24 protein-coding genes and 2 tRNA genes are annotated in these 25,515 nt (G+C 73.7%); 17 read left to right on the top strand and 9 right to left on the bottom strand.

All coding sequences use genetic code 11. From position 1 onward, the window contains the following. Positions 1 to 26 precede the first annotated feature (26 nt). Positions 27 to 1,442 carry a sensor histidine kinase gene (locus IE177_RS05090; RefSeq protein WP_190013525.1) on the bottom strand — a complete coding sequence of 472 codons (1,416 nt, stop codon included), beginning with the start codon at positions 1,440 to 1,442 and terminating at the stop codon, positions 27 to 29. Then, positions 1,439 to 2,152 carry a response regulator transcription factor gene (locus IE177_RS05085; RefSeq protein ID WP_190013524.1) on the bottom strand — a complete coding sequence of 238 codons (714 nt, stop codon included), beginning with the start codon at positions 2,150 to 2,152 and terminating at the stop codon, positions 1,439 to 1,441. The genes IE177_RS05090 and IE177_RS05085 overlap by 4 nt, the downstream gene beginning before the upstream one ends. Positions 2,153 to 2,250: 98 nt before the next feature. Between IE177_RS05085 and IE177_RS05080 the strand changes: the two genes are divergently transcribed. Beyond that, positions 2,251 to 2,766, top strand: coding sequence for a hypothetical protein (locus IE177_RS05080; protein WP_190013523.1), 516 nt, complete (start codon positions 2,251 to 2,253; stop codon positions 2,764 to 2,766). Positions 2,767 to 2,778: 12 nt separating this feature from the next. Here IE177_RS05080 and IE177_RS05075 read toward each other — a convergent pair whose 3' ends face one another. Together IE177_RS05075 and IE177_RS05070 are read right to left on the bottom strand one after the other, a co-directional pair. Beyond that, positions 2,779 to 3,648 (bottom strand): spermidine synthase, encoded by an 870-nt coding sequence (locus IE177_RS05075; protein ID WP_190013522.1) that lies wholly within the window; start codon positions 3,646 to 3,648, stop codon positions 2,779 to 2,781. A gap of 34 nt (positions 3,649 to 3,682) precedes the next feature. Continuing rightward, positions 3,683 to 4,096 carry a hypothetical protein gene (locus tag IE177_RS05070; protein WP_190013521.1) on the bottom strand — a complete coding sequence of 138 codons (414 nt, stop codon included), beginning with the start codon at positions 4,094 to 4,096 and terminating at the stop codon, positions 3,683 to 3,685. A 266-nt stretch (positions 4,097 to 4,362) separates the two neighbouring features. Between IE177_RS05070 and IE177_RS05065 the strand changes: the two genes are divergently transcribed. Next, complete coding sequence (locus tag IE177_RS05065) at positions 4,363 to 5,973, top strand: NsdA family TPR-like regulatory protein (protein ID WP_190013520.1); 1,611 nt, start codon at positions 4,363 to 4,365, stop codon at positions 5,971 to 5,973. Between the two features lie 512 nt (positions 5,974 to 6,485). On the opposite strand, the gene IE177_RS05060 is transcribed toward IE177_RS05065, so the two are convergent. Further along, entirely contained in the window at positions 6,486 to 7,082 is a 597-nt protein-coding gene (locus tag IE177_RS05060) for a histidine phosphatase family protein (RefSeq protein ID WP_190013519.1), read from the bottom strand. 236 nt (positions 7,083 to 7,318) lie between these two features. Here IE177_RS05060 and IE177_RS05055 point away from each other — a divergent pair, with 236 nt between their 5' ends. The 7 genes from IE177_RS05055 to IE177_RS05025 all read left to right on the top strand — a co-directional run bounded on the left by IE177_RS05055 (position 7,319) and on the right by IE177_RS05025 (position 14,005). Continuing rightward, positions 7,319 to 8,263: a phosphatase PAP2 family protein gene (locus IE177_RS05055; protein WP_190013518.1), complete on the top strand. Its 945-nt coding sequence runs from the start codon at positions 7,319 to 7,321 to the stop codon at positions 8,261 to 8,263. A gap of 1 nt (position 8,264) precedes the next feature. Beyond that, positions 8,265 to 9,455, top strand: a complete 1,191-nt coding sequence (locus IE177_RS05050; protein ID WP_229815936.1) for a hypothetical protein — start codon at positions 8,265 to 8,267, stop codon at positions 9,453 to 9,455. Beyond that, positions 9,446 to 11,044, top strand: a complete 1,599-nt coding sequence (locus IE177_RS05045) for an amino acid adenylation domain-containing protein (RefSeq protein ID WP_190013517.1) — start codon at positions 9,446 to 9,448, stop codon at positions 11,042 to 11,044. Before IE177_RS05050 ends, IE177_RS05045 begins: the two co-directional genes overlap by 10 nt. After that, positions 11,041 to 12,378: an AAA domain-containing protein gene (locus IE177_RS05040; protein WP_190013516.1), complete on the top strand. Its 1,338-nt coding sequence runs from the start codon at positions 11,041 to 11,043 to the stop codon at positions 12,376 to 12,378. Before IE177_RS05045 ends, IE177_RS05040 begins: the two co-directional genes overlap by 4 nt. Before the next feature lie 503 nt (positions 12,379 to 12,881). Beyond that, positions 12,882 to 13,250, top strand: coding sequence for a DUF8844 domain-containing protein (locus IE177_RS05035; RefSeq protein ID WP_190013515.1), 369 nt, complete (start codon positions 12,882 to 12,884; stop codon positions 13,248 to 13,250). A gap of 121 nt (positions 13,251 to 13,371) precedes the next feature. Beyond that, on the top strand, positions 13,372 to 13,941 hold the full coding sequence (locus tag IE177_RS05030) for a bifunctional DNA primase/polymerase (RefSeq protein WP_190013514.1): 570 nt from the start codon (positions 13,372 to 13,374) through the stop codon (positions 13,939 to 13,941). Continuing rightward, positions 13,932 to 14,005: transfer RNA gene (locus IE177_RS05025), tRNA-Lys, on the top strand. Before IE177_RS05030 ends, IE177_RS05025 begins: the two co-directional genes overlap by 10 nt. A gap of 86 nt (positions 14,006 to 14,091) precedes the next feature. On the opposite strand, the gene IE177_RS05020 is transcribed toward IE177_RS05025, so the two are convergent. Beyond that, a complete protein-coding gene (locus IE177_RS05020; protein ID WP_190013513.1) occupies positions 14,092 to 15,351 on the bottom strand; it encodes a M6 family metalloprotease domain-containing protein in 1,260 nt (419 codons plus the stop codon). A 321-nt stretch (positions 15,352 to 15,672) separates the two neighbouring features. On the opposite strand from IE177_RS05020, the gene IE177_RS05015 reads away from it, so the two are divergent. Continuing rightward, positions 15,673 to 17,475 (top strand): putative bifunctional diguanylate cyclase/phosphodiesterase, encoded by a 1,803-nt coding sequence (locus tag IE177_RS05015; RefSeq protein WP_190013512.1) that lies wholly within the window; start codon positions 15,673 to 15,675, stop codon positions 17,473 to 17,475. On the opposite strand, the gene IE177_RS05010 is transcribed toward IE177_RS05015, so the two are convergent. Both IE177_RS05010 and IE177_RS05005 read right to left on the bottom strand, forming a co-directional pair. Then, positions 17,454 to 18,542, bottom strand: a complete 1,089-nt coding sequence (locus IE177_RS05010; protein WP_190013511.1) for an LLM class flavin-dependent oxidoreductase — start codon at positions 18,540 to 18,542, stop codon at positions 17,454 to 17,456. The two genes, IE177_RS05015 and IE177_RS05010, sit on opposite strands and share 22 nt — an antisense overlap. Positions 18,543 to 18,709: 167 nt before the next feature. After that, positions 18,710 to 19,438, bottom strand: coding sequence for a maleate cis-trans isomerase family protein (locus IE177_RS05005; protein ID WP_190013510.1), 729 nt, complete (start codon positions 19,436 to 19,438; stop codon positions 18,710 to 18,712). A gap of 295 nt (positions 19,439 to 19,733) precedes the next feature. Here IE177_RS05005 and IE177_RS05000 point away from each other — a divergent pair, with 295 nt between their 5' ends. From IE177_RS05000 to IE177_RS04970, 7 genes are all read left to right on the top strand, one after another. After that, the gene (locus IE177_RS05000; RefSeq protein ID WP_190013509.1) at positions 19,734 to 20,678 is read left to right on the top strand and encodes a D-2-hydroxyacid dehydrogenase; all 945 of its coding nucleotides are present in this window, start codon (positions 19,734 to 19,736) and stop codon (positions 20,676 to 20,678) included. Positions 20,679 to 20,778: 100 nt separating this feature from the next. Continuing rightward, positions 20,779 to 21,705 (top strand): ectoine/hydroxyectoine ABC transporter substrate-binding protein EhuB, encoded by a 927-nt coding sequence (gene ehuB, locus IE177_RS04995; protein WP_190013508.1) that lies wholly within the window; start codon positions 20,779 to 20,781, stop codon positions 21,703 to 21,705. After that, positions 21,702 to 22,349, top strand: coding sequence for an ectoine/hydroxyectoine ABC transporter permease subunit EhuC (gene ehuC / locus IE177_RS04990; protein WP_190013507.1), 648 nt, complete (start codon positions 21,702 to 21,704; stop codon positions 22,347 to 22,349). The genes ehuB and ehuC overlap by 4 nt, the downstream gene beginning before the upstream one ends. After that, positions 22,346 to 22,996 (top strand): ectoine/hydroxyectoine ABC transporter permease subunit EhuD, encoded by a 651-nt coding sequence (ehuD, locus tag IE177_RS04985; protein ID WP_190013506.1) that lies wholly within the window; start codon positions 22,346 to 22,348, stop codon positions 22,994 to 22,996. Before ehuC ends, ehuD begins: the two co-directional genes overlap by 4 nt. Beyond that, positions 22,986 to 23,777 carry an ectoine/hydroxyectoine ABC transporter ATP-binding protein EhuA gene (gene ehuA / locus IE177_RS04980; RefSeq protein ID WP_190013505.1) on the top strand — a complete coding sequence of 264 codons (792 nt, stop codon included), beginning with the start codon at positions 22,986 to 22,988 and terminating at the stop codon, positions 23,775 to 23,777. Before ehuD ends, ehuA begins: the two co-directional genes overlap by 11 nt. 219 nt (positions 23,778 to 23,996) lie before the next feature. Continuing rightward, the gene (locus IE177_RS04975; RefSeq protein WP_190013504.1) at positions 23,997 to 24,755 is read left to right on the top strand and encodes an IclR family transcriptional regulator; all 759 of its coding nucleotides are present in this window, start codon (positions 23,997 to 23,999) and stop codon (positions 24,753 to 24,755) included. A 103-nt stretch (positions 24,756 to 24,858) separates the two neighbouring features. Next, positions 24,859 to 24,932: transfer RNA gene (locus IE177_RS04970), tRNA-Lys, on the top strand. 95 nt (positions 24,933 to 25,027) lie between these two features. Here IE177_RS04970 and IE177_RS04965 read toward each other — a convergent pair. Continuing rightward, positions 25,028 to 25,492, bottom strand: coding sequence for a DUF3592 domain-containing protein (locus IE177_RS04965; RefSeq protein ID WP_190013503.1), 465 nt, complete (start codon positions 25,490 to 25,492; stop codon positions 25,028 to 25,030). Positions 25,493 to 25,515: the final 23 nt, after the last annotated feature.

The raw sequence follows: 25,515 nt of genomic DNA, 5'->3' as shown, positions 1-25,515 counted from the left end.
CGGTCGCCGAAGACCTTAGGGTTCGCTTAAGGAAGCGATCGGGAACGGTTAAAGGTCGAGACCAATTTTCCCGCTCTTCTGCCCGTCCGCCGTCTCCGCACGGCTCCCCGGCGCCCCGGTCCCACCGGCCCCCGGCCGTCCAGCTGGAACCAGATCCGCACCTCGGTGCCGCCCAGGACGGAGGAGCCGATGCGGACGTCGCCTCCGGTGGACTCGGCGAGCCGGCGCACGATGTCCAGCCCCAGCCCGGTGGAGCCGGCGCTGCCGGAGCCGCGGCCGCGTGCCATCGCCGCCTCGGGGTCGGGTATGCCGGGGCCCGCGTCGGAGACCAGCACGATCACCGCGTCCTCGCCGTTGTGGACGTCGACCGCGAAGGCGGTGCCCTCGGCGGTGTGCCGGAAGACGTTGCCGAGCAGGGCGTCGAGCCCGGCGGCGAGGTCGGCGCGGGCCACGGGTACGCGTACCGGGCGGTCGGCGCCGGCCACCCGCCACTTGCGGCCTTCGTCCTCGGCGAGGGCGGACCAGAACTCCATCCGCTCACGGACGACTTCGGCCGCGTCGCACCCGGTGCCGGGGCCGGCCGCCGCGGTCTGCGGTCTGGCGTCCCGGGCCGTGCGGATGATGGTGTCGACCTCGCGTTCCAGCTGGGCGACGGCGGCCCGGGTCTGCTCGGCGGCCGGTCCGGAGCCGAGGGAGGCCGCGTTGAGGCGGAGCACGGTGAGCGGGGTGCGCAGCCGGTGGGAGAGGTCGGCCGCCAGTTCCCGTTCGTTGGCGAGGAGCTGCACCACCTGGTCGGCCATGGAGTTGAACGCGACCGCCGCGAGCCGCAGTTCGGTGGGGCCCTCCTCGCGCACCCTTGCGCCCAGCCGGCCCTCGCCCAGTTCGTGCGCGCCCTCGGCCAGCCGCTGCGCGGGCCGCACCATGCGCACGCCGAGCCGGTCGGCGACGGCGACCGAGCCGACGATCAGGGCGAGGCCGACGGCGGCGAGCACCGCCCAGGCCGTGCCCACGCCGTTGGTCATCGCGGATTCGGGGACGTAGACCTCGACGACCGCGATCGCCGTCGAGCCGAGCGCCACCGGCTGCAGCAGGGCGGAGCCGCCGGGGACGGTGGCCGTCGAGGCGCGGCCCAGTCTCCGTACGGCCTCGATGTCGCGGTCGGCGGCGCGCCGGTGCCCGAGGTCGAGCGCGGTCCGGCCGCCGTCGGCGGGCAGGTGGACGGCCAGGCCCGAGCCGGCGCCCGCGGAGGCGACCACCCGCTCCAGCTTGTCCCGGTCGGTGGTGATGGACAGGGCGGGCGCGACGGCGGCGGCCTCCCGCTCGGCGCCCGCGAACGCCCGGTCGCGGGCCATCTCCTTGACGACCAGTCCCAGCGGTACGGCGAAGGCGACCACGACCATCGTGGTGACCGCCAGGCAGACCTTGACCAGAGCCCATCTCATCGCGGTGGCTCCCCCTCCGCCGCCACCGGCGGCTCCAGCTTCACGCCCACACCGCGCAGGGTGTGCAGATAGCGCGGCCGCGCGGCGGTCTCCCCCAGTTTCCGGCGCAGCCAGGACAGATGGACGTCGATGGTCTGGTCGTCGCCGTAGGACTGCTGCCAGACCTCGGCGAGCAGTTCCCTGCGCGGGACGACGACGCCTGGGCGCCCGGCGAGGAAGGCCAGCAGGTCGAACTCGCGGCGGGTGAGGTCCAGCCGGGCGCCGTCCAGCTCGGCCTGGCGGCGCAGCGGGTCGACGGTCAGCCCGCCGACGCGGAGCACGGACGAGGGCGCGGCCTCGCCTCCGCCGGTGCGGGCGCGGCGCAGCACGGCCGCGATGCGGGCGGAGAGGTGCTCGACGGAGAAGGGCTTGGTGAGGTAGTCGTCCGCGCCGGCGTTCAGCAGCCGGACGACCTCCGCCTCGTCGTCCCGGGCGGTGGCGATGATGACGGGCACGTCGGTGATGCCGCGCAGCATCTTCAGGGCCTCGGAGCCGTCCAGGTCGGGCAGTCCGAGGTCCAGGATGACCACGTCGAATCGGAAATGGGCGACCTCGCGCAGCGCCTCCAGCGCCGTGCCGACGCTGCGCACGGTGTGCGAGGCGTCGGTCAGATGCCGGATGAGCGCCGAGCGGACGAACTGGTCGTCCTCGACCACGAGCACACTTGCCATGCGCCGCACCGTACGCCATGCGGCCAACACCGGTGCGGTGCCTGTGGATAACCCCGGGCAAGTGCGTACGGCGGTCCCCCTGAGGCAGTATGGCCGCGATGCGCAGAGGACTCGTACACGTACTGGCCTGGCTGCTCGCCACGGGCGCGGCGGTCACGCTCTCGTGGTGGGGTGTGCACACGGTGATGGCCGGCACGGTGTACGACCCGCCGCGCGCCCTGCCGGTCACGGCGGCGGACACGAGCACGCAGCGCCCGAAGCCGCTGGATTCCCGGACCGTGCGTCCGTCGCCGTCGAAGAGCCCGTCGGCCGGGCCGTCGGCCCCGCCGTCCCGCACCCCGGCCCGCTCCGCCGGCCCCTCCCCCGCCGCTTCCGCTTCCGCCACCGCCTCGGGCCGGGTCGAGGCCTACGACACCGACGGCGGGCGGGCGGTCTTCGACCTGGGCACGGCCGACGCGAAGCTCGTCTCGGCGACGCCTGGGACCGGCTGGTCGATGCAGGTGTGGAAGACGCAGAGCTGGATCCGGGTGGAGTTCAGCCGGGGCGCGGACCGGGTGTCGGTGTTCTGCACCTGGCACGACGGCCCGCCGCGCGTGGAGGTCGGCACCTACTGACCGGGCGGGTGCTCAGCGGAACACGGAGGGCGGCGGGGCCGGGGAGGCCACCGCCGCCTCGTCCGTCACGGGGCCGGCGCCACCGGTGAAGTCGATGAGCTGCCTGCCGTGTTCGACCCGTCCGGGGTGCGGGTCGGAGGCCGCGCGGCGGGTGAGTTCGGCGAGGGGCAGCGACAGGTCGGAGGCGACGAGGACGGCGTTGCCGAAGCGTTTGCCGCGCAGCACGGCCGGGTCGGCGATCAGCGCGAGTTCGCCGAACCGGGCGGCGGCGGTGGCGATCTGGCCGCGCAGGTGGGCGAGCGGCGGCCCGTCGGCGATGTTGGCCGCGTAGACGCCGGACGGCTTCAGGGCGCGGCGGACCTCGTCCAGGTACTCGACGGAGGTGAGGTGGGCGGGGGTGCGGGCGCCGCTGAAGACGTCGGCGACGACCAGGTCGGCCCAGCCGTCCGGCACCTTGCCGAGCCCGGCGCGGGCGTCCGCCGACCGCACGCGCACACGCGCGCCCGGGTCCAGCGGCAGTTCGCGGCGGACCAGTTGGACCAGTTGGGCGTCCCGCTCGACGACCTGCTGGGTGGAGCGGGGCCGGGTCGCGGCGACGTACCGGGCGAGGGTGAACGCGCCGCCGCCGAGGTGCACCGCGTGCACGGGCCTGCCGGCCGGGGCGACGAGGTCGATGACATGACCGAGGCGGCGCTGGTACTCGAAGGACAGGTGCGCGGGGTCGTCCAGGTCGACGTGCGACTGGGGCGCCCCGTCGATCAGCAGTGTCCAGGCCCGGTCGCGGTCGGGGTCGGGGACGAGCTGGGCGAGCCCGCCGTCGACCGCCTCCACGACGGCTTCGACGGCGGCCGACCTGCGCCGCGTGTTCCTGGACCTGCCCATCGGTCCAGTCTCGCAGGTGCCGTGCGCACGCGCTTCACCGGCAGTTGTCGGCGGCCTCCAGGAGCCTGGCCGCTTCTCCCAGGGCCCGGCGCAGCTCGGCCGGGTCGGTGGCGAGGTCGGCTTCGCCGGGGGGCAGCAGCCAGTCGGAACCCTCCACCGGGGGCACGGGGTTCAGGCGCAGTCCGCGGCCGTTCGTCTCCGTGCAGGTGCTGCCCGGCACGTCCCAGCCGGCGGCGGTGCCGGCCGGGACCAGGAAACCGAGGGTGTCGCAGCCGCCGTCGTGCAGAACGGGACCCACCGCGTCCACGGCCCCGCGCCGCAGGATGTCGACCGCCTCCAGCCCCTGCCGGGCGGGCACCGTGACGAGGTCGCATCCCGTGTCGCGTCCGGGTGTCCGGAGCGCCGACAGCGGCGACGTCGAAGGATCGTTGCTCTGGATGGTCTCCATGCCGGCCTCCACCACACAGCCCTGTTGCGGTCCATGGAGTCCAACGCACGAACGCGTCAACGAGGCACGGCACAAGTGTGCCGCAAAGGATGGCACTTCATGGCAGATCGTGGTTGAGATATCCGGTTTGTAGCCAAACACAGCGTGGCGGGACCTTCACAGCCGGTACGTTCTCACCGCCGGAACCAGGGCGTCACACGGACGGCTCGTCCCGACTCCGCCCCGGCGCCGGCATGGTTCGACGGTTCGCACGAGAGGACCCGGCCATGGCGTCGTCAACGGTGACCTCGTCACAGCCCGAACGGCCACCCCGGCCGAACCTCGCCTTCCGGCAACTGCGCGGCAGCCGTTCACCGGCCGAGTTCGCGGCGCTCGTACGGCGTGCCGCGCGCGAGATCGGTGAGCGGGTGAGCTGTGACGCGCGTTACGTCGGCCGGGTCGAGGCGGGCGAGATCCGTTGCCCGAACTACGCGTACGAGCGGGTGTTCCTGCACATGTTCCCCGGCCGCACGCTCACCGACCTCGGCTTCGCGCCCCGCTCGTCCGTCCGCGGACGTGCGGCGCGCGCGGCTCTTGAGACGAGGGGGGTGGCGGAGCCGTATGACACACCGGGACCGTCCGCGCAGCGGGACACGTACGACCCGTCTGATCCGTTCGACCCGTCTGATCCATTAGACCCGCACGGCCCGCACGGCCCGCACGGCCCGCATGACCTGCATGACCTGCATGACCTGCATGACCTGCATGACGCACTGAGCACGTACGACCCGTGTGACCCGTTCGGCCCGTACGGCGCACCACCGCACCCGTGCGACCCGTACGAGCCGTACGAGCCGCACGCGGAAGACCACCTGAACCACGAGGAGAGCGACGTGCTGCGTCGCGCATTCATGACCGGCGGAGGCGCCACGGTTGCCGCCGCCACGCTGGGCCCACTGGGGCTCACCACGGAGGCGGCCGCCGCGGCGGCCCGGCCCACGCGACGACCCGGTGCCTCCGAGGCGAGCGCCCTGGAGGAAGCCGTCCGCTGCATCCGGCTGCTCGACGACCGGCACGGCGCGGACGGCCTCTACCGGCGCGCGTCGGCTCCGCTGCGCGCGGCCTACGCGCTGCTGGACGCCGGCGCGACCCGGCAGACCACCACCGACCGGCTGCACGCGGGCGCCGGTGAACTCGCCATCTCCGTGGGCTGGCTCGCCCACGACTCCGGACGCTTCGACGACGCGCGCTCGCACTATGCGGAGGCGCTGGCCACCGCCCGCATGAGCGGGGATGCGGCGCTGGAGGCGCACGCCTTCTGCAACACGGCGTTCCTGGCCCGTGACGCCGGCCGCCCCCGGGAGGCGGTGCGGGCCGCGCAGGCCGCCCAGCGTGCCGCCGGCCCCCTCGGCTCCCCGCGTCTGCTGTCCTTGCTCGCACTGCGCGAGGCGGGTGGCTGGGCGGGGCTCGCCGACCGCACCGGCTGCGCACGGGCGCTGGCCCGGGCCCAGGCCCTCTTCGGCCGCGGCCACTCGGACGCCGACCCCGAGTGGATGAGCTTCTACGGGGAGGCGGAACTGGAGGGGCTGGAGGCTCAGTGCTGGTCCACGCTGGGCGACTGGCGGCGCGCGTCCCGGCATGCGCGCCGTGCGGCGGACCTGCAGGATCCGCACTTCACCCGGAACATCGCGCTGTACACCGCGGAGCTGGCCGACGACCTGGCCCGCGAGGGTCGTCCCGACGAGGCGGCTCAGGCTGGGCTGCGGGTGCTGTCCCTGCTGGACCAGGTCCAGTCGTCCCGCATCCACACGATGCTGGCGGGCACGGCCAGGGTGCTGATGCCGCACCGGCGGGCTTCGGGGGTGTCCGAGTTCCTGGACCGCCACGCGCGGGGGTGACGTCGCCGGGCCGCCGCGGGCCGTCCGCGGCCGCTCGCGCAGTTCCCCGCGCCCCTGAGGAGTCGCGGTCGCCGGTATCCGCACGTCACCACCCGCCGCTGCGGGCAGTCGTGCCGCTGGGGCGGCACGGGTGGGCGCCGCGGCACCCCGCACGCGCGGGCAAGCCGCCACCCTGGCCGGAACAACCGCGGGCCGTCCGTGGCCGGTCGCGCAGTTCCCCGCGCCCCTGCGGGGCTGCAGGCACCGACGCCGCACCGCCGCCCCGGGGCCCAACCGCCCGGTCCGCGGCCGCGGGCCGTCCGTGGCCGGGCGCGCCCCGCGCCCCTGGGGAGTCGCGGTCGCCGGCACTTGCACGGCACCGGTCCGCCGTTGCGGGCAGTCGTGCCGCTGGGGCGGCACGGGCGGGCGCTGGGGGTACCCCCTCACGCGCGCATACCGGCCCCCCTGCCCGGACCAGTCGCCGGTCGCGCTTCCCCGCGCCGCCGCGGTGACCGGCGATCCGGTGCGGGCGGTCAGCCCGCCAGATGGCCCAGGTCGTTCCAGCTCTCGATCGCCGGCTCCCCGTACGCCCAGCCCAGCACGGACAGCGACGTCGGGTTCAGCCGTATACGCGCCGCGAAGGACAGCGGCAGTCCCAGCCACCGCGCCCCGATCGACCGCAGGATGTGCCCGTGGGCGAAGACCAGGACGTCACGGTCGGCGGACCGCGCCCAGTCGACCACCTCGTCCGCGCGCGCCGCGACCTCCGCGAGGCTCTCGCCCTCCGGGACGCCGTCCCGCCATATCAGCCAGCCGGGGCGGACGGCCTGGATCTCGGCCGGGGTCATCCCCTCGTAGGCGCCGTAGTCCCACTCCATAAGGGTGTCCCACTCCGTGGCCCGGTCGCCGAAGCCGGCCAGCTCGCACGTCTCGCGTGCGCGGACCAGCGGACTGGTCCGCACCTCCACCCCCGCCAGCCCGTCCAGCGGAGCGCGGTGCAGCCGCTCCCCGAGCAGCTTGGCCCCGCGCCGGCCCTCCTCCAGCAGCGGCACGTCCGTCCGGCCGGTGTGCTTCCCGGACAGCGACCAGGCCGTCTGTCCGTGCCGGGCCAGCAGAATGCGCGGTGCCATGGGAGACCTTTCCGGAACGCGGACGCCGCGTGGACGCCGCGGAAGCAGGGGGGACGGGGTCCCTCCATCATCGCTCACCGCCCACTGGAGCAACCCGGCGGTCGATCCCGACGTCTTCGAGGACTGAGCGCCCGCACGAGCGAGACGGGATCCCCTCATGGGCGCTTGTGAGGACACCGTAAAGTGGCACGGTCGCCCGCCCGGGCGCCGCACAGCCGAAGGGGGAGGGCGATCGGATGCCGCAGACCGAGACACCGGGCACCGAGGTCGCCCCTGGCCCCCGGCTGCGCTGGTGGACCGAGCTGCCGCTGATCCTGCTGGTCTACGGCTGCTACTCGGCGGGCCGCCTGCTCGCGCGCGGTGACGTCAACAGCGCCGTCGACCACGGTCTGGCGATCCTGCGCGTCGAGAAGCTGCTGTACCTGAACGCCGAGCACCCGCTCAACCGGTTGTTCACCCGTGAGCCCTGGCTCGGGGTGCCGGCCGACTTCTGGTACGCCTCGCTGCACTACCTGGTCACGCCGGCCGTCCTCATCTGGCTTTTCCGGGCCCGTACCCGGCACTACCGGGCGGCCCGCACCTGGCTGATGTCGTCCACGTTCATGGGCCTCATCGGCTTCACGCTGCTGCCGACCTGCCCGCCGCGCCTGCTCTCGGCCGGGAACGGCTTCGTGGACACCATGGCCCACTACAGCTCGTACGGCTGGTGGGGCGGCGAGGCGAGCGCGCCGCGCGGCATGGGCGGCATGACCAACCAGTACGCGGCCATGCCCAGCCTGCACGTCGGCTGGGCGCTGTGGTGCGGCGTGATGCTGTGGCGCCACGGCGGCACGCGTCTCACGAAGGTCCTCGGCGTCGCCTACCCGCTGCTGACGGCGCTCGTGGTCATGGGCACCGCCAACCACTACTTCCTGGACGCGGCCGCGGGCGTCCTCGTGATGGGCATCGGCCTGCTGCTGGCGCCGCGTGTGATGCGGGCCGCGGACCTGCTGCGGGCCCGCCTGGTCCCGCGCCCCGCACCGGTCGCGAGCGGGACGGGTTCCCCGGTTGTCAGTGCCGGATGCCAGACTTCCGCGGGTGAGCGAATTCCACGGCAGCGCGAGTCGCCGCTCGACGCCGCGGGCGGACCGGACCTCTCCCCCGCCGACGCGGGCGAAGAGGCTCCGGCACCGGCTCGCTGAGCTGCGCGGCCCCGACGTACCGGCCAAGGCCCTGGACGCGCGCGCCCTCGCGGCGCTCGCCGCGAACCCCGGGTGCCGCAGGCGGGCGATCCTGGACGGCGCCGGGGTGGACAAGGCGCGGCTGGCGAGCGCGCTGGGCACGCCGTCCGGTTTCGGGCAGTCGCAGTTCGCGCTGACCCGGGGCAACGCCTTCGAGGCGAAGGTGAAGGCGGACGGCGGCGCCGAGCTGCTGCGGCTGGCGCACGCCCGCCTGGACCCGGGCGCCGTGCCTCCCGAGGGAGCCGCCGTGCCCGACCTGACCGCGCAGGGCCCCGAGGGGCGCACGGCCCGTACGGCGCTGGCGCTGCGCGAGGCCGTGGACGCGGGCGGCTGGACGCTGCTGGACCACCCGATGCTGGCGCTGGACGTGGCGGGCTCGCTCGCCTTCCTGGAGCCGGACGCGGTGGTGGTGCACCCGGACGGCAGCTGGTCCGTGGTGGAGATCAAGTCCTTCCCCATGCTGGACGGCTCGGCGGACCCCGCGAAGGTGGGCGCCGCCGCCCGGCAGGCGGCGGTGTACGTGCTGGCGCTGGAGGACGTCGCCGCGCGCCTCACCCCCGCCCCGCGCGTGCACCACAGGGTGCTGCTGGTGTGCCCGAAGGACTTCTCCAACCTGCCCGCGGGCCGTGCCGTGGACGTCCGCAAGCAACGCGCCGTCACCGCGCGCCAGCTCGCCCGGCTCACCCGGATCGAGGAGATCGCCGACTCCCTTCCCGAGGGCACCTGTTTCGCGCCCGACCGGCCCTCCGACGAGCTGACCGCCGCCGTCGAGGCGGTACCGGCGACGTACGCGCCCGAGTGCCTGTCCGCATGCGAACTGGCCTTCCACTGCCGGGAGCGCTCGCAGGCCGCCGGCGCCGTCACCCGCCTCGGCCGTTCCCTGCGGGCCGAACTGGGCGGTCTGACGACGGTCGAGGACGTCCTGTCCGCCGCCCGCGGAGAGAGCGGCGACCCGGACGACCCGGCGGTCGCGGCCCTGCGCCGGGCCGCCGCCCTGCGCGCGGAAGCCCTCCGCGAGCCCGGCGGCCGGGCGCAGGCTCTCCGTACGGCAGACGGCACGGCGCAGGCTCCCCGCACGGCGGACGGCACGGCCGGACCGCGTGCCGCGGCCCCGGCGGACGCCGCCCGCCCGGAGGTGAGCCGGTGTCGCTGATCGATGCCCTCGCCCGGCTGGAGGCCGTCAGCAGCGGCCGGGCCCAGCCCGCCGCGACCGTCCGGCACCGGCACCTGTCCGGCCGGCCGCTGGTGTTCGTGCCGCTCACCACCGCCGGCGAGGCCGGCGCCCCGCTCGGCGCGCTCGTCGGCACCGACCGGGACGCGCCCCGCCTGCTGGTCGTGCCGCAGCCCCGCGACCGGGACCTGCGGTTCGCGTTCCTCGCCGAACTCGCCGACGTCGTCCTGCCGTACATCGACTCCTACGCGGAGTCGGTCGAGGCGGCCGAGCGCACCGAGACCGACCCGGAGACCGGCAAGCGGGTCAAGGTCGAGGTCGAGCTGTGCGCGGACGCGCCCCAGCTGATCGTGCCGAGCCGCGGCGGCCTGGACCTGGTACGGCTGCTCGGCCGCTCGATGCGGTTCCGCCGCACCGCCGAGCAGGAGCCGGAGGCCCCCTACCCGGCACCGCCCCGGGTGCCGCTGCTCGGCCGGTGGCTGACCCACTACGGCGAGCGGGCCCGGGTCCCCGGCTCCGCGCTGCTGCTCGCCCTCACCGACGTGCTGTCCCGGCACTGGGCCACCGGCCAGTCCAGCCTCGAGGACCAGCACCTGGGCGCTCTCCTCGCCTGGATCGACCCGCCCGGCGACGCGAGCGGCGCCGATGCCGCCCGGCGGGCCGAGCTGGAGCGGGACGCGGCCGGGCAGTTGCTGTGCCCGCCCGCGGGTCCGGCCACCGACCCGGCCTTCGACAACAAGCTGCTGGCCCCGGCTGTCGAGCGCTACGACCGCGCGCGCGGCGCCCTCGCCGCCGCCGAGGACGCCCTGGCCGCCGACGACCGGCTGGCCGCGCTGACCGCGGCCGAGCGGGAGATCCGCGACCTGGTGGAGAGCCGCACCCGGCCCACCTGGGACGCGGTGTGGCGCGGCCTGGACCTGCTGCGGGCGCTGCCGGAGGGCGCGCACGTGGAGGAACGCTGGACCCGGGACCGCTGGTCGTTCACCGGCCACCGCGACCGGGTGCTGGCCGGCGAGCCGCCGCAGCCGCGCCGGGACGACGCGGTGACGGCGGCGAACAAGCTGGCGACGCGCGAGCGCGAGCAGGCTCGTCTGGAGGCGCAGGAGGCGCTCGACGACCCGCTGGTGATGGCCGGGCGGCGGCTGGCCGGCGAGGCCTTCGCGGGCGAGGTGACCGACGTCGTGATGGCGTACAGCGAGGGGAAGCGGCCGAGCCCGCGCCCGCTGGTGACGGTCCGCACGGACGACCGTCCGCACCTGGCGGAGCGGGCGAAGGTGTACCGCTCGCTGGGCGGGAAGCCGCAGTCGGCGGAGTTCGCCGGCCACGAGTCCGCCCCCGACGGGGACCTGCTGGTGCTGCGGATCGTGGACAAGATGGGCCGCGGCAAGGAGCCGGAGCCCGGTTCGGTGCCGGAGAAGGGCGACCGGGTCCTGTTCACGCTGTTCGAGCACGAGCAGCGCGGCGGCGCGAAGCTGCCCGACCCGGAGGAGACCCCGTGGACGCACGGCGGCCCGCCGGGCGAGCCCGCGGCGGAGGCCCCCGACACGGTGACCGAGGAGGACGTGCTGTGACGACCGTCGACTTCGACCCGGCGGCCGCGGCCGCCCGCGCCACCGACGCGATCCTGCGCGACACCCTGCACGGAACCGAGCGGGGCGTGGTGGTCGACTCCCCGCCGGGCGCCGGCAAGTCCACCCTGGTGGTGCGCGCCGCCCTGGAGCTGGCGGACGCGGGCCGCCCGCTGATGGTGGTGGCGCAGACCAACGCCCAGGTGGACGACCTCGTCCTGCGGCTCGCCGAGAAGGACCCCGAGCTGCCCGTCGGCCGCCTGCACAGCAGCGACGCCGACGCGTACGACAAGGCGCTGGACGGCCTGCCGGGCGTCCGTACGTCCGCGAAGGCGGCCGACCTGAACGGCCTGCCGGTGGTGCTCTCCACGGCCGCGAAGTGGGCGCACGTGAAGGTGGACGAGCCCTGGCGGCACGCGATCGTCGACGAGGCGTACCAGATGCGCTCCGACTCCCTGCTGGCCGTGGCCGGCCTGTTCGAGCGGGCGCTGTTCGTGGGCGACCCGGGGCAGCTGGACCCGTTCGCGATCGTCGGCAGCGAGCAGTGGGCGGGCCTGTCCTACGACCCGTCGGCGTCCGCGGTCACCACTCTGCTGGCCCACAACCCGGGCCTGCCCCAGCACCGTCTGCCGGTCTCCTGGCGGCTGCCGGCGTCCGCGGCCCCGCTGGTGTCCCATGCGTTCTACCCGTACACGCCGTTCCGCAGCGGCACCGGCCACGGCGACCGCCGCCTCACCTTCGCGGTGCCCTCCGACGGCTCCGGCCCGGACCGGGTGATCGACGAGGCCGCGGAGTCCGGCTGGGGCCTGCTGGAGCTGCCCGCCCGGCACACCCCGCGCACGGACCCGGAGGCGGTGCGCGCGGTGGCGGCGGTCGTGCGCCGCCTGCTGGACCGGGGCGGCGCGGCGACCTCGGAGCGCTCACCGGACCCGGCCCCCGTCACCGCCGACCGCATCGCCGTCGGCACGGCCCACCGCGACCAGGCGGCGGCGGTCCGCGCGGCCCTCGCCGACCTGGGCGTGGCGGACGTGACGGTCGACACCGCGAACCGGCTCCAGGGCCGCGAGTACGACATCACGGTCGTCCTGCACCCGCTCTCCGGCCGCCCCGACGCCACCGCCTTCCACCTGGAGACCGGCCGCCTGTGCGTCCTGGCCTCCCGGCACCGGCACGCGTGCATCGTGGTCTGCCGGGCCGGCGTGGGCGACCTCCTGGACGACTACCCGTCCACGGAACCGGTCCAGCTGGGCACGCTGGTGAAGTTCCCGGACGGCTGGGAGGCGAACCACGCCGTCCTGGCACACCTGAGCGAACACCGGGTGAGCTGGGCACCGTGACCGACGGCACACCCGCGGAAGAGGCCGGCACCCGGCACCCCCACCCCGCCGGACGCAGTCCGGCACGCCGCCGCAGGCGGCCGACGGACACAGCCCGGACGGCTGGGAGGCGAACCACGCCGTCCTGGCACACCTGAGCGAACACCGGGTGAGCTGGGCACCGTGACCGACGGCACACCCGCGGAAGAGGCCGGCACCCGGCACCCCCACCCCGCCGGACGCAGTCCGGCACGCCGCCGCAGGCGGCCGACGGACACCGCCCGGACGGCTGGGAGGCGAACCACGCCGTCCTGGCACACCTGAGCGAACACCGGGTGAGCCGGCAGCCCTCGTGAACCCCGGGTGAGCCGGCAGCCCCGATGAACGGCGGCCGAGCCGGGAGCCGTAGAGAACGACACCGGGTGAGCCATCGGCCAGGGCCGCCCCTTGCGTGGGCGCGGGACAATGGACGGTGGCCCACCTGAAGGCGGCGCCCAGCGAACCGTACGAGGAGGAGACAAGACATGGCGGAGCCCACGCCGCGTCGTAACGAACCGCGGCTACGCCCCGCGCCCCTGCTCTTCGAGCCCGCGGATGCGGCCTCCGACCCGGAGCACTTCTTCGACCTGGAGTCGGTCGAGGACCCCCGGGCCCTGCTGACGCGCGCGACGGAGCTGGCCCAGGCGTTCCGTGCCGCCGCCGACCGGGCCGTGGAGTTCCAGGCGATCGCGGCTGCCCAGCTGGCCGACCCGCGCCGGTTCGACCGGCTGACCCCGGGGGACATCGCCGAACGGGCCGAGTGGACCGAGGACTACGCGAAGAAGATGGTCGAGTTCGGGCGGGACCTGATGCGGGGCGGCAACGAGGGACGTACGTCGCCGGATCCCGTGTAGCCGCCGTGCCGACCCACCTGGCATATGCCGGGTGGGCAAGATACTCCTCGCCCCGCCACCCTGTCCGGCTTTTCGGCAACTCAGGGGAACCGCGCATGCACGGCGGGTACATGTAGTCGTCATGAGCAGCGCACCGAACGTCACCCGCGCGACCCGCGACGGCGCCGTCTGGCTCGCCTCAGCGGCGACGTATCCACGGAGCACGCTGTCGCTCTGGGAGGAGCGGCCGGACGCCCCGGTCGTCCTGCCCTGCGGCACGGTCTTCGACGTGGTGAGCGCCCCGGCGGTCTTCGGGCGCCGGATGCTGGACCGGCTGTGGGACGGGGGCCTCGGATCGGGCCCGGTCGCCTTGTTCCGGGGCCGGGTGCTGCTGTTCGCCGCCGTGGGCACGGCCCAGCGGCTGCCCTCGCTGCTGGCCTGGGAGGAGTGGGGTTCCGCCCGGACGGAGGCGGTGCCGCCGCTGTTGTGCCACGGCACCGGGGACGCCGTGACCGTCCCGGCGCCGGCCGCGGGCGAGGCCTGCGGCGGTGCGCGCTGGCTGGTCGCCCCGGAGACCCGGCACCCGTGGCTGCCGGGCCCCGAGGTCGTCCTGTGGGCTGCCGTACGAGCCGCCCGCGCGGCCGTGCGGATATCGATTTTTCCTCCCGCCGATCAGGATGCTAATGTCTACGACGTCAGCAGGCGCCGCTAGCTCAGTTGGTTAGAGCAGCTGACTCTTAATCAGCGGGTCCGGGGTTCGAGTCCCTGGCGGCGCACGTTGGCGATGGCGAGTCATGACCACGGAAACGCGGTCGGGACTCGCCATCGTTGTTTTCCGGCCGGTTCGCCGCCCGGTCAGGGATCACGCCGTCATGGCCGGGGTGATCTTCACGGTCCAGGCACCCGATGCCGTGCGCCCCTCCACCTCCACCTTCACGCCCTCCCCGGGGACGGTGAAGCTCTCGCCGAGGGCGACCGGGGCGTCGGCGAGGGGCGGGTAGACCGAGTTCTCCCAGCAGGCCTCGCTGTGCGGGTGGGAGTCCACCACCTCGACCGGGCCGCCGCCGGACTCGGCGCCGCCGCGGACCCGGTAGACCAGGACGCCCTGCCGGCAGGACGCGCCGTCGTTCCCGGCCGATCCGCGCGCCTCGAAGGCGACGGCGCTGTCCTCGCCGGTGCGGACCACGGCAAGCTTCACTCCGCTGCCGAGACCGAACGCGGGCGCGCCGCCCGTGCCCTGCACCGGCACCCCCGGTCCGGCGGCGAGGGGTTCCAGGGTGAGCCGGGTCGGTTCGGTGCCGCGCACGCATGCGACCTGGCGCGGGTCGAGCCAGCCCAGCCTCCACTTGTGCCAGGCGAACAGATCCGGTGCCATCCCGAACTGGCTGCCCATCAGGTCCCAGTCGCCGACGTAGGTGTCCCAGTCCCCCTTGCCGTCGGCCGGCCGGTGGTAGAGGTCGGGCAGGTCGAAGACGTGGCCGGTCTCGTGGGCGAGGACCAGCCGGTCCGGCGGGTGCCTCTCGAACACGGTGACGACCCGGCGGACGTCCGTGCCGTCCACGCGCAGGGGCGTGTCGAGGTTCACGACCTTGGTGGCGTCCGAGTCCACGCCGGGCGCGTCCGGGTCGGCGACGAAGTACACGACCGGGTAGCGCGAGAAGTCGACCTCCTTGTCGGCCAGCGCGAACGCGTCCCGCAGGTAGGCGGCCCGGTCCTCCGCGCTCCAGTCCCGCCTTATGGCGTACGAGGTCGACGGGCGCGGCATGCGCAGCCAGTGCTTCAGCGGGTGCGGGCGCAGCGTGAACCTGCCGTACGAGGCGCGCTCGTAGAAGCGGCTGGTGGCCGGGAAGTGGTCGGCGGTCAGCTCGGCGGGGGTGGTGCGCGGCTCGGCGTCCGGGAAGGAGAGGAAGACCAGCACCGCGTCCAGCGCCCCGGTCGGCCGGGGATAGGCGGTGTTCCAGCTGTCCACGCCCTCCGAGTGGTGGGCGGCGGTCCGGTGCAGGGCACAGGGGGCCGTCGAGAAGGGCTCGGCGACCGACGGGCCGGTGAGGATCGAGGTCGCGGCGAGCGCCGACAGCGTGGTGCACACGGCGGCGGTGCTGCGCAACTTGGGCACGGACATGACCTCCGGAGACGGTTCACTTGATCCGCACCCAGATTGCTGTGGTTTGTCGCTCTATGCCCTGTTCGCCTGCACCAGAAGAGTGAGTACGCCCCATCGGAGCACCGGCGCACGCCCGCGCTCGACACCCCGGAACATTCACGGAACGTCACAACTGGTCGGAGGCCTGAAGAAGCCGTCCAGGTGCGGGCAGAAACGATCTGTCAGAACCTGTACTCCGTCCGGGAGACTGGAGAGCGGCTGGAAGGCCCCGGGGCCAGCCTCTATGATCGGCACACTTTCCGGCACGGACAGGGATCGAGTGCACTGCGGGAGCGAGCGGTGAGCGGAACGTCCGAAGGGCCGACGCCCGCGGCAGACCTCGACCGGTCAGCCGTAACAGACAGTGACCAATCCACCTACCACCGTGTCTTCGCGGCCGCACCGCTGTCCATGGCGGTCGTGGACCCCGAGGGCATCGTCACCGGCGCCAACCCCGCCTTCGGCGAGCTGCTCGGCACGGATCCGGAGCTGCTCACCGGGCAGCTCGCCGCCGACCTGATGGACCTGGCCTCCGACGCCCGCACCTGGCACGCCTACCGGGAGGTGCTGCGCGGCGGGCAGACGAGGATGCGCTGCACCCGCCGGCTGAAGCGCCCCGACGGGCACGCGCTCTGGGTGCAGGTCACCGTCACCCCGCTGGCCGACCGCGCCCCCGGCGTGCTGCTCTCGGCCACCGACATCAGCGTCCGCCGTGAACTCCAGGCCCAGTTGCGGCACTTGCAGATGCACGACCCGGTGACCCGGCTGCCCAACCGCACGCTGTTCTTCGAGCGGCTGACGACCGCGCTGGAGACCGAGCCGTCCGAGAGCGGCACCGGCCGGATCGGGCTGTGCTACCTGGATCTCGACGGGTTCAAGGCCGTCAACGACACCCTCGGCCACCGCATCGGCGACCGGCTGCTCGCGGCCGTCGCCGAACGCCTGACCGGGGTCGCCGACGAGGCCGGCCGCACCCGCGCCGTCACTCCCCTCGTGGCCCGGCTCGGCGGCGACGAGTTCGCCCTGCTCATCGAGGACTCCACCGGCACCGAGCAGCTCGCCGACCTCGCCGAGTCGGCGCTGAAGTCCCTGGAGGAGCCCTTCGACCTGGCCGGGCAGCGGCTCTCGCTGACCGCGTCCATCGGCGTGGTCGAGCGGCGCGTGGCCGGCACGACCGCGACCGGCCTGATGCAGGCGGCCGATACGACCCTGTACTGGGCGAAGGCCGACGGCAAGGCCCGCTGGACGCTGTTCGACCCTGAGCGCAACGCGCACCGCATGACCCGCCAGGCCCTCTCCTCCACCCTGCGCCCCGCCATCGAGCGCGACGAATTCGCCCTGGAGTACCAGCCGTTGGTCGGCATGGAGGACGGCCGGCTCAGCGGGGTGGAGGCGCTGATCCGCTGGCACCACCCCCAGTTCGGCACCCTGACGCCGAATCGGTTCATCGGACTGGCCGAGGAGGACGGTTCGATCGTGCAGCTCGGCCGCTGGGCGCTGGCCACCGCCTGCCGGCAGGCCCGCCGCTGGCAACTGGACCACCCGGGCGAGCCGCCCATCTTCGTCAGCGTCAACGTGGCCGTGCGCCAGGTGTGGGACTCGGACCTCGTGGCCGACGTGGCGCAGATCCTCGCCGAGACCGGACTCGCCCCTCACCTTCTCCAGTTGGAGCTGACCGAGTCCGCCGTGATGGGCTCGTCGGGCCGGCCGCTGCAGGCTCTGCAGGCCCTGAGCGACATGGGGGTGCGCATCGCCATCGACGACTTCGGCACCGGCTACTCCAACCTCGCGTATCTCAGCCGCCTCCCGGTGTCGGTCCTGAAGCTGGACGGCTCCTTCGTACGCGGCTTCCAGTACGAGGGCGACAAGAAGGCGATCGCCCCGAACCCGGCCGACGAGGTGATCGTGGAGGCGATGATCCAGCTGGCGCACCGCCTCGGCCTGACCGTCACCGCGGAGTGCGTGGAGACCTCGGCCCAGGCCACCCGGCTGCGCCGGATCGGCTGCGACACCGGACAGGGCTGGCTGTACTCCCGCCCGGTGTCACCGGACCGCATCTCCGAACTGCTGGGGACGCAGACCTACGCGGTCGGCAACCCGTAGGCGTCCGCGATCAGTTCGTAGGAACGCAGACGCAGTTCGCCGCGGTGGGCGTGCGAGGTGATCATCAGCTCGTCAGCGCCCGTGCGCTTGCGCAGATCGTCCAGGCCGGTGCGGACCTCGTCGGCCGTACCGTGCACGACGTTGGCCGTCCAGGAGCCGACGAAGTCCTCCTCCAACGTGCTGAACTCGTGCCGCTCGGCCTCCTCCGGGTCCGGGAACAGGCCGGGGCGGCCGGTGCGCAGCCGGAGCATGTTCAGTGCCATCGCCCTGGTCTGGCGGCGGGCCTCGCGCTCGTCGTCGGTGGCGAGGGCGGAGACGCCGATGAGGGCGTAGGGCTCGTCGAGCACCGCGGAGGGGCGGAAGGTCTGCCGGTACAGGTCGAGCGCCGGGATGGTGTTCTGCGCGGAGAAGTGGTGCGCGAAGGCGAACGGCAGCCCGAGCATCCCGGCCAGGCGGGCGCTGAAACCGGAGGAGCCGAGCAGCCAGACCGGCGGGCGGTGCGCGGACTGGACGCCACCGGGGGCGGTGCCCTGGACCGGTCCGGGGATCGCGTGGATCCGGCGGTAGGGGTGGCCGTCGGGGAAGTCGTCGTCGAGGAAGCGGAGCAGTTCCGCGAGCTGCTGCGGGAAGTCGTCGGCGCCCTCGTTCAGGGTGTCGGTGCGGCGCAGGGCGGCGGCGGTGGCGCCGTCGGTGCCGGGGGCGCGGCCGAGGCCCAGGTCGATCCGGCCGGGGGCCATCGCCTCCAGCGTGCCGAACTGCTCGGCGATCACCAGCGGGGCGTGGTTGGGCAGCATGACGCCGCCCGAGCCGAGCCGGATGCGGTCGGTGTGGGCGGCGAGGTGGGCGAGGATCACGGCGGGCGAGGAGGAGGCGACGCCGGGCATGGAGTGGTGCTCGGCCACCCAGTACCGGTGGAAGCCGCGGGACTCGGTCAGGCGGGACAGCGCGACGCTGGTGCGCAGGGCGTCCGTGGCGGTGCTGCCCGCGCCGACGGTCACCAGGTCGAGTACGGAGAGGGGGACGGGGGCGGTCCCGTGCGTCGTGCCCCGGATCTCGTCTGCCGACACGGTGTGGGCCTCCTGGTTGCGAGCGTGTGCTGTCCTTCGCTCCGCCAACAGGAGGGGGCCTCCGCTTATTCCGTGACCGCTTATTCCGCGGCCGCTTGTCCGTGACCGCTCACTCCGTGGCCGCTTGCCCCGTGGCGCTTGCCCCGTGGCCGCGGCCTCCCGTCCGGCTACGCCTGCACCAGCGGCTCCCGCGTGAACAGCGTCCCCAGGGTCGGCGCGTTCACCCGCCGGTCAGCCAGCCGCAGCCCCTCCCACACGGTCACCTGGCTGGCGGTGAGCACCGGCTTCGCCAGGACCTTCTCCAGCAGGGCCACGTGTGCGGCCGTGCGCAGTTCCGTGCCGGGCAGCAGTACCGCCTCCGCGTCGGGCACGTCGGCGGCACGCGCCAGCGTCAGCACGTCCTCCTCCCCCCACGTGGCGGCCTCGGCCGCCGTGATGCCGCAGGACCGCGTCCCGGTCACCTCCAGGCCGCCGGCCCGCAGGAAGTCCGCGAACAGGGCCGTGACGTCCTCCGGATAGGTCGCGCCGACGGCTACCCGCCGCACGCCGATCTCCCGGGCCGCGTGCACGAAGGCGAAGGAGGTGCAGGAGGCCGGCATCCCGGCCAGCCGGGCGAGTGCCCGCACCTGCTCCTGGGCGCCGTCCCAGCCGTGCGCGAAGCTGCCGCTCGTGCTCGCCCACACCAGCGTCTCGGCCCCGGCCAGCCGCAGTCCCTCCATGCCGGCGGCGAGCCGCTCGGCGGGAACGGCGGCACGCGGCGCCCCCGCGCCGTGCGCGTCGCCGCCCGCGTCCGTGTGGGCCAGGTCCACCCGGATGTCGCTGCCCAGCAGCTGCTCGATGCGCGGATAGTCGTCCTCGGCGGCGTGGCCCGGGGAGAGGAATCCGAGTGCGGTCATGTCCAGCCTTCCTGCGTCTGTGCGGGCGGTACGGGCCCCTGCGGCCCATGACCCGGGTACCCAGCCGACGCGGCCCAGCCCACCGACTCGCAGGAGAGGCCACGTCTGCGGGGTGCCGCCGGCCCGGGCCGGCTGCTCGTCGCCCCACCGGGCCCACCCGCGAAGGGGGGAGGGCGCCGCGCCCGCGCCGGGAGACAGCGGGGCAACGGACGGCCGGCCGGAACGTGTTGACGGGATCGGGTCCGGGTGCCAGCGTGGTCAATCCGCGCATGTCGGACGCCCGGAGCCGCCCCGTATGACGCCCACGGTCCTCGTTCTCGACGCCGATCCGCCGCCCCGGCTCGGCCGCCTCACCGGCCGTGCCCGGATCGTGCGCACCGACGCCGCGCACCTGGCCGAGCGGCTGCCGGCGGCGGACGTGCTGCTGGTGTGGGACTTCACCTCGCACGCGGTGCGCGAGGCCTGGCCGGGCGAGGGGCCGAGGCCGCGCTGGGTGCACACCGCGAGCGCGGGTGTGGACCATCTGCTGTGCCCGGAGCTGGCCGCTTCCGGCACGGTGGTCACCAACGCGCGCGGGATCTTCGAGCAGCCCGTCGCGGAGTACGTGGCGGCCCTGGTCCTGGCGGTGGCCAAGGACCTGCCGCGCACCCTGGAGCACCAGCGGGAGCGCACCTGGCGGCACCGGGAGGGCCGGCGGGTGGCGGGCACGCGCGCCTGCGTGGTCGGCTCCGGGCCGATCGGCCGGGCGATCGCCCGCACGCTGAAGGCCCTGGGCGTGACGACCGCGCTGGTCGGACGGGTGCCACGGACCGGCATCCACGGCCCGGCCGACCTGGACCGGCTGATCTCCCGCGCGGACTGGGTGATCGCGGCCGCTCCGCTGACCGAGCAGACGTACCGCATGTTCGACGCCCGCCGGTTCGGGGTGATGCAGCCCTCGGCGTTCTTCGTGAACGTCGGCCGCGGGCAGCTCGTCGACGAGGACGCCCTCGCCGGTGCGCTCGGACGGCGCTGGATCGCGGGCGCCGCGCTGGACGTGTTCACCGCCGAACCCCTGCCCGCGGAGAGCCCGTTGTGGGACCTGCCGGGGCTGATCGTCTCCCCGCACATGAGCGGGGACACCGTCGGCTGGCGGGACGAGCTGGGCGCCCAGTTCGTGGAGCTGTACGAGCGGTGGGCGGCCGGCCGGCCCCTGGTCAACGTGGTCGACAAGAAGCGCGGCTACGTGCCCGGTCACTGAATCCGACGTTCCGTGCGGGTCCTTCGCGGATCCCGTGACGAAGCGACGCGGCGGATTCCAGGGGGGCATGGGCCGGATCCGCCTGGGTAGCGGCGCCGCCATGGTTCCCCCACCTGAGAACGGCAGACACAGATCCGGGCCCGAACACGGCCACAGCAGACGCTCGCTCCTCGCCGGCGTCTCCGCGATCGGCGTGCTGGGCGCGCTCGGCGCCGCCGGCTGCACGCGGGTGGCGTCGGCGTCCGGCAGAAAGGGCGGCGCCCTGCTCGACCGGCTGCGCGCGCAGGGCGTCGTACGGCTCGGGATCGCCGGTGAGATCCCCTTCGGGTACATCGACAGGGACGGCCACCTCACCGGGGAGGCGCCCGAGCTGGCCAAGGCGGTCTTCAAGCGGCTCGGGGTGGACCGGGTGCAGCCGGTGCCGACGGAGTTCGGCTCGCTGATCCCGGGGCTGAAATCGCAGCAGTTCGACGTCGTGGCCGCCGGCATGTACGTCAACGCGGACCGGTGCGAGCAGGTGATCTTCGCCGATCCCGACTACCGGATGCTGGACTCCTTCATCGTCCGCAAGGGCAACCCCATGGGGCTGCGCACCTACCAGGACGTCGTGCGGAAGAAGGCGAGGTTCGCCACCGGCACCGGCTACGCGGAGATCCAGTACGCGGTGGACGCCGGGCTGGAGGAGAGCGACATCGTCATCGTCCCGGACCAGGTCGCGGGGCTGAACGCCGTGGAGACGGGCCGGGCCGACGTGTTCGCGGGGACGGCGCTGACCACCCGTGAGGTGGTGAAGAAGTCCGCCAGGGCGGAGGCCACCGAGCCCTTCGCCCCGCTGGTCGACGGCAAGCCGCACGTCGACGGCGGCGCGTTCGCGTTCCGGACGGGCGAGACCCGGCTGCGCGACGCCTTCAACACCGAACTGCACAAGCTGAGGAAGAGCGGTGAACTCTTCCGCATCCTGCGGCCGTTCGGCTTCACAAGGGCCGAGATGACGGACATGACCGCGAAGGAGCTGTGCGGCGGATGACCCCGGGACTGTGGGAACTCGTACTCAGGGGCGTCGGCACGACGCTCCAGCTGCTCGTCTACAGCGCCCTGCTGGCCACCGCCGTGTCCTTCGCCGTCGGTGCCGCGCGCACCCACCGGCTGCGCGTCGTCCGCTTCGTCGCGGGCTTCTACACCGAGGTGTTCCGCGGCATCTCGGCGCTGGTGATGATCTTCTGGGTGTTCTTCGTGCTGCCGGTCGCCTTCGGCTGGCAGCTGGTGCCGATGTGGGCGGGAACCCTCGCCCTGGGCCTGACGTACGGCGCGTACGGCGCGGAGATCGTGCGCGGCGCCCTGCGGGCGGTGGAGCCCGCGCAGCGGGAGGGCGGCATCGCGCTCGGCTTCTCCCCCTGGCAGCGGCTCAGGCTGATCCTGCTGCCGCAGGCGGTGCCGGAGATGATCCCGTCCTTCTGCAACCTGCTGGTGGAGCTGCTCAAGGGCACCGCGCTGGTGTCCATCACCGGCATGGGCGACCTGGCCTTCAGCGGCAACCTGGTGCGCCTGGCGTTGCAGGAGAGCGGTGAGATCTACGCGTACCTGCTGCTGATCTACTTCGTGATCGCGTTCCTGCTCACCCGCGGCATGCGGATGCTTGAGCGCCGGCTGAAGGCGGGGGTGGCCCGGTGAAGTGGGACTGGGGAGCGGTCGCCGACTTCATGCCGCAGTTCTGGCAGGGTCTGCTCGTCACGCTGGAGGCACTGGCCCTGGGGTCGCTGATCTCGTTCGCGCTGGGGCTGGTCTGGACGCTGCTGATGCGGGTCCCCACCCGCTGGGTGCGCTGGCCGGTGGGGGTCCTCACCGAGTTCGTGCGGGACACCCCGCTGCTGGTGCAGCTGTTCTTCCTCTTCTACGTGCTGCCCGAGGCGGGGGTGACCCTGTCGCCGCTGGCCACCGGGGTCGCCGGGATCGGGCTGCACTACTCGACGTACACGATGCAGGTCTACCGGGCCGGTATCGAGGCGGTGCCGGTGGGCCAGTGGGAGGCCGCGACGGCGCTGAGCCTGCCGGTGCACCGGACCTGGGCGGCGGTGATCCTGCCGCAGGCGATCCGCCGGGTGGTGCCGCCGCTCGGCAACTACGTCATCTCGATGCTGAAGGACACGCCGATGCTGATGACGATCGGCGTGCTGGACATGCTGGGCCGGGCACGGCTCGTCTCCCAGCAGCACTTCCAGTTCACCGAGCCCCTGACGGTGATCGGAGTGGCTTTCATCGTCGTCTCGTACCTCGCCTCCCTTCTTCTGCGCACCCTGGAGCGACGCCTTGTCCGTTGAGACCAGCACACACGACGACGGCAAGCCCGCGGCCGGCACCCGGCGGGGCGAACTGATCCGCCTGGAGGGAGTGACCAAGCGGTTCGGGGACAACACCGTCCTCGACGGCCTGGACCTGTCCGTGGACGCGGGCCGGCACGTCACCCTGATCGGCCCCTCCGGCTCCGGCAAGACCACGATCCTCAGAATGCTGATGACCCTCACCAAGCCGGACGAGGGCACGATCACCGTCGACGGCGAGCACCTGTTCCCGGCGCCGGAGAAGCGGGTCCGGGAGGTCCGCAAGAAGATCGGGATGGTGTTCCAGCAGTTCAACCTGTTCCCGAACATGTCGGTGCTGCGCAACATCACCGAGGCGCCGGTACGGGTGCTGGGAATGCCGAAGGACGAGGCCGAGGCGCGCGCCCGGGAGCTGCTGGACCTGGTGGGGCTCGCCGACAAGTGCGACGCGAGACCCACCCGGCTCTCCGGCGGCCAGCAGCAGCGGGTGGCGATCGCGCGGGCGCTGGCGATGCGGCCGCGGGTGCTGCTGCTGGACGAGGTGACGTCCGCGCTCGACCCGGAGCTGGTCGCGGGTGTCCTCGATCTGCTCAGGGACATCGCCCGCAGCACCGACATCACGATGCTGTGCGTGACCCACGAGATGGGTTTCGCCCGTGACATCTCCGACCAGGTACTGATGTTCGACTCCGGCCGCGTCATCGAGGCGGCCCCGCCGGAGAAGATCTTCAGTGATCCGGAGCGGGAGCGCACCCGGGAATTCCTCAGCGCGGTCCTGTGACTACATCCCGTGAACAGCGGAACGGCGGAGGTCCGGCCTCTGGGTCATGACTCCGGCATATGCCAGAGGGCCTGCGCCGCAGTTGGGAGGGAGGGCGGCACGTGCATAATCTCGCCAACCCTCTCTCCCCGGTGGGCCTTTGGCGGCTATCGTGGAGACGATCCGCCGACCGGATCCGCGGCTTCGCGGCCCTAAGTAGCGAGCGCAGGGGGAAACACCGTGGCGCTGATGCACGAGCCGACCGCCCCGTACCACTCCGCCCAGGACGCGCTGCGCGTGCTGGAGAACGTGGCGCGCCACCGCGCCGGCGTCACCGACACCGAGCTGGCCCGCCGCACCGGCCTCGGCCCCGAGCGGCTCACGGCCCTGCTGCGCATGCTGCGCCGCGAGGGGTACGTCGAGCAGGTCACCGGCGGGGCGTACGTCACCGGCGACACCCTGCGCCGCCTCACCTCGGCGCACGAGAGGGAGCGGGCCCTGCGCGACAAGCTCCAGCACACCCTGGACCGGCTGCGGGACTCGGTCGGCGCGGCCGTGTACATGAGCCGGTACGTCGACGGGGAGGTGAAGGTCACCCAGTACGCCGCCGGGCCGGGCACCCCGGCGGTCAACGAGTGGGTCGACTTCCGCTGCTCCGCCCACGCCACCGCCGTCGGCAAGAGCCTGCTGACCCAGCTGGACCACGACGCCCGCCGCGACCACCTCTCCCGGCACAAGATGGCCCGCCTCACCTCGCGCACCATCACCAGCGACAAGCTGCTGCTGTCCCGCCTGGAGTCCCAGCCGCCGACGGTGCCGGTCCTCGACCTCCAGGAGTACGCGGTCGGCACGGTCTGCGCCGCCGTCCCGATCACGGCGGGCTCGTCGGTGGGCTGCCTGGCCCTCTCGCTCCCGGTGGAGCACGCCCACCGCCTGAAGCGGGCGGCGGAGACGCTGAACAGGAACGCGGCCCCGGTGCTGCTCTCCCTCACGATCTAGGCATCCAGGCTCTGATCGCGGCGGTCACGAGCACGCCCCGGGACCAGGTAGTATTTTCTTCGTCGCCGACCGCGGGGGAAAGTCCGCGGAGGGCGGGAGTCATGCGCCGCTAGCTCAGTTGGTTAGAGCAGCTGACTCTTAATCAGCGGGTCCGGGGTTCGAGTCCCTGGCGGCGCACGGATGAAGGGTCCCTCACCGAGGTGAGGGGCCCTTCTGCGTGTCCGGGGCCGGCCGGCGGGCGGCCCCGGGCGGAGGCCGCCGGCCGGCACGGGTCACGGCATCAGGCCGGCCGACTCCGTGAAGATCTCGTGGGCCACGACGATGAAGACCGTGCAGAAGGCGACGCACACCCCGATGAAGGCCAGCCCGAAGCCGGTGCCGACGGCGAGGCTGCCCTGGGCCGGCGGGAGCGCGGTGGCACGCTGGGGCTGCTCCGGGAGGTACCGCACGGTGACGAAGTCGCCCTCGATGACGGTCGCGGGGCCGTCCTCCTCCTCGAAGCGCTGGGTGCGGCCGTCGCGGGTGGTGAACTCGTAGACGTGGTGCACGGCCGTCCGCACGGACGTGTCCCCGCCGCCCCCGCTGGTCGTCGTGTACATCCGCAGGCAGCGCCCCTCGGCGGTCAGTCCGTGCCGCCACGTCCTGCTGATCCGCCGGGCGCGGCGCACCAGCAGGTAGGCGGCGGACCCGAAGCCGGCGATCATGAGGCACGGCACGACGTAGAAGAGCAGTTCCATGAGGTTCCCCCGAGGTCGGTGCG

Origin of the sequence: Streptomyces lucensis JCM 4490 (assembly GCF_014650035.1) — a bacterium.
Classification (GTDB): domain Bacteria; phylum Actinomycetota; class Actinomycetes; order Streptomycetales; family Streptomycetaceae; genus Streptomyces; species Streptomyces lucensis.
Note: the sequence above shows the minus strand (reverse complement) of the source record. Positions and strands in the feature narration are given on the sequence as shown.

What these genes read in the sequence shown, in the direction of transcription:
- IE177_RS05090 (WP_190013525.1), bottom strand. Translation starts at nt 1,442, where the DNA reads ATGAGATGGGCTCTGGTCAAGGTCTGCCTGGCGGTCACCACGATGGTC.
- IE177_RS05085 (WP_190013524.1), bottom strand. Translation starts at nt 2,152, where the DNA reads ATGGCAAGTGTGCTCGTGGTCGAGGACGACCAGTTCGTCCGCTCGGCG.
- IE177_RS05080 (WP_190013523.1), top strand. Translation starts at nt 2,251, where the DNA reads ATGCGCAGAGGACTCGTACACGTACTGGCCTGGCTGCTCGCCACGGGC.
- IE177_RS05075 (WP_190013522.1), bottom strand. Translation starts at nt 3,648, where the DNA reads ATGGGCAGGTCCAGGAACACGCGGCGCAGGTCGGCCGCCGTCGAAGCC.
- IE177_RS05070 (WP_190013521.1), bottom strand. Translation starts at nt 4,096, where the DNA reads ATGGAGACCATCCAGAGCAACGATCCTTCGACGTCGCCGCTGTCGGCG.
- IE177_RS05065 (WP_190013520.1), top strand. Translation starts at nt 4,363, where the DNA reads ATGGCGTCGTCAACGGTGACCTCGTCACAGCCCGAACGGCCACCCCGG.
- IE177_RS05060 (WP_190013519.1), bottom strand. Translation starts at nt 7,082, where the DNA reads ATGGCACCGCGCATTCTGCTGGCCCGGCACGGACAGACGGCCTGGTCG.
- IE177_RS05055 (WP_190013518.1), top strand. Translation starts at nt 7,319, where the DNA reads ATGCCGCAGACCGAGACACCGGGCACCGAGGTCGCCCCTGGCCCCCGG.
- IE177_RS05035 (WP_190013515.1), top strand. Translation starts at nt 12,882, where the DNA reads ATGGCGGAGCCCACGCCGCGTCGTAACGAACCGCGGCTACGCCCCGCG.
- IE177_RS05030 (WP_190013514.1), top strand. Translation starts at nt 13,372, where the DNA reads ATGAGCAGCGCACCGAACGTCACCCGCGCGACCCGCGACGGCGCCGTC.
- IE177_RS05020 (WP_190013513.1), bottom strand. Translation starts at nt 15,351, where the DNA reads ATGTCCGTGCCCAAGTTGCGCAGCACCGCCGCCGTGTGCACCACGCTG.
- IE177_RS05005 (WP_190013510.1), bottom strand. Translation starts at nt 19,438, where the DNA reads ATGACCGCACTCGGATTCCTCTCCCCGGGCCACGCCGCCGAGGACGAC.
- IE177_RS05000 (WP_190013509.1), top strand. Translation starts at nt 19,734, where the DNA reads ATGACGCCCACGGTCCTCGTTCTCGACGCCGATCCGCCGCCCCGGCTC.
- ehuB (WP_190013508.1), top strand. Translation starts at nt 20,779, where the DNA reads ATGGTTCCCCCACCTGAGAACGGCAGACACAGATCCGGGCCCGAACAC.
- ehuC (WP_190013507.1), top strand. Translation starts at nt 21,702, where the DNA reads ATGACCCCGGGACTGTGGGAACTCGTACTCAGGGGCGTCGGCACGACG.
- IE177_RS04965 (WP_190013503.1), bottom strand. Translation starts at nt 25,492, where the DNA reads ATGGAACTGCTCTTCTACGTCGTGCCGTGCCTCATGATCGCCGGCTTC.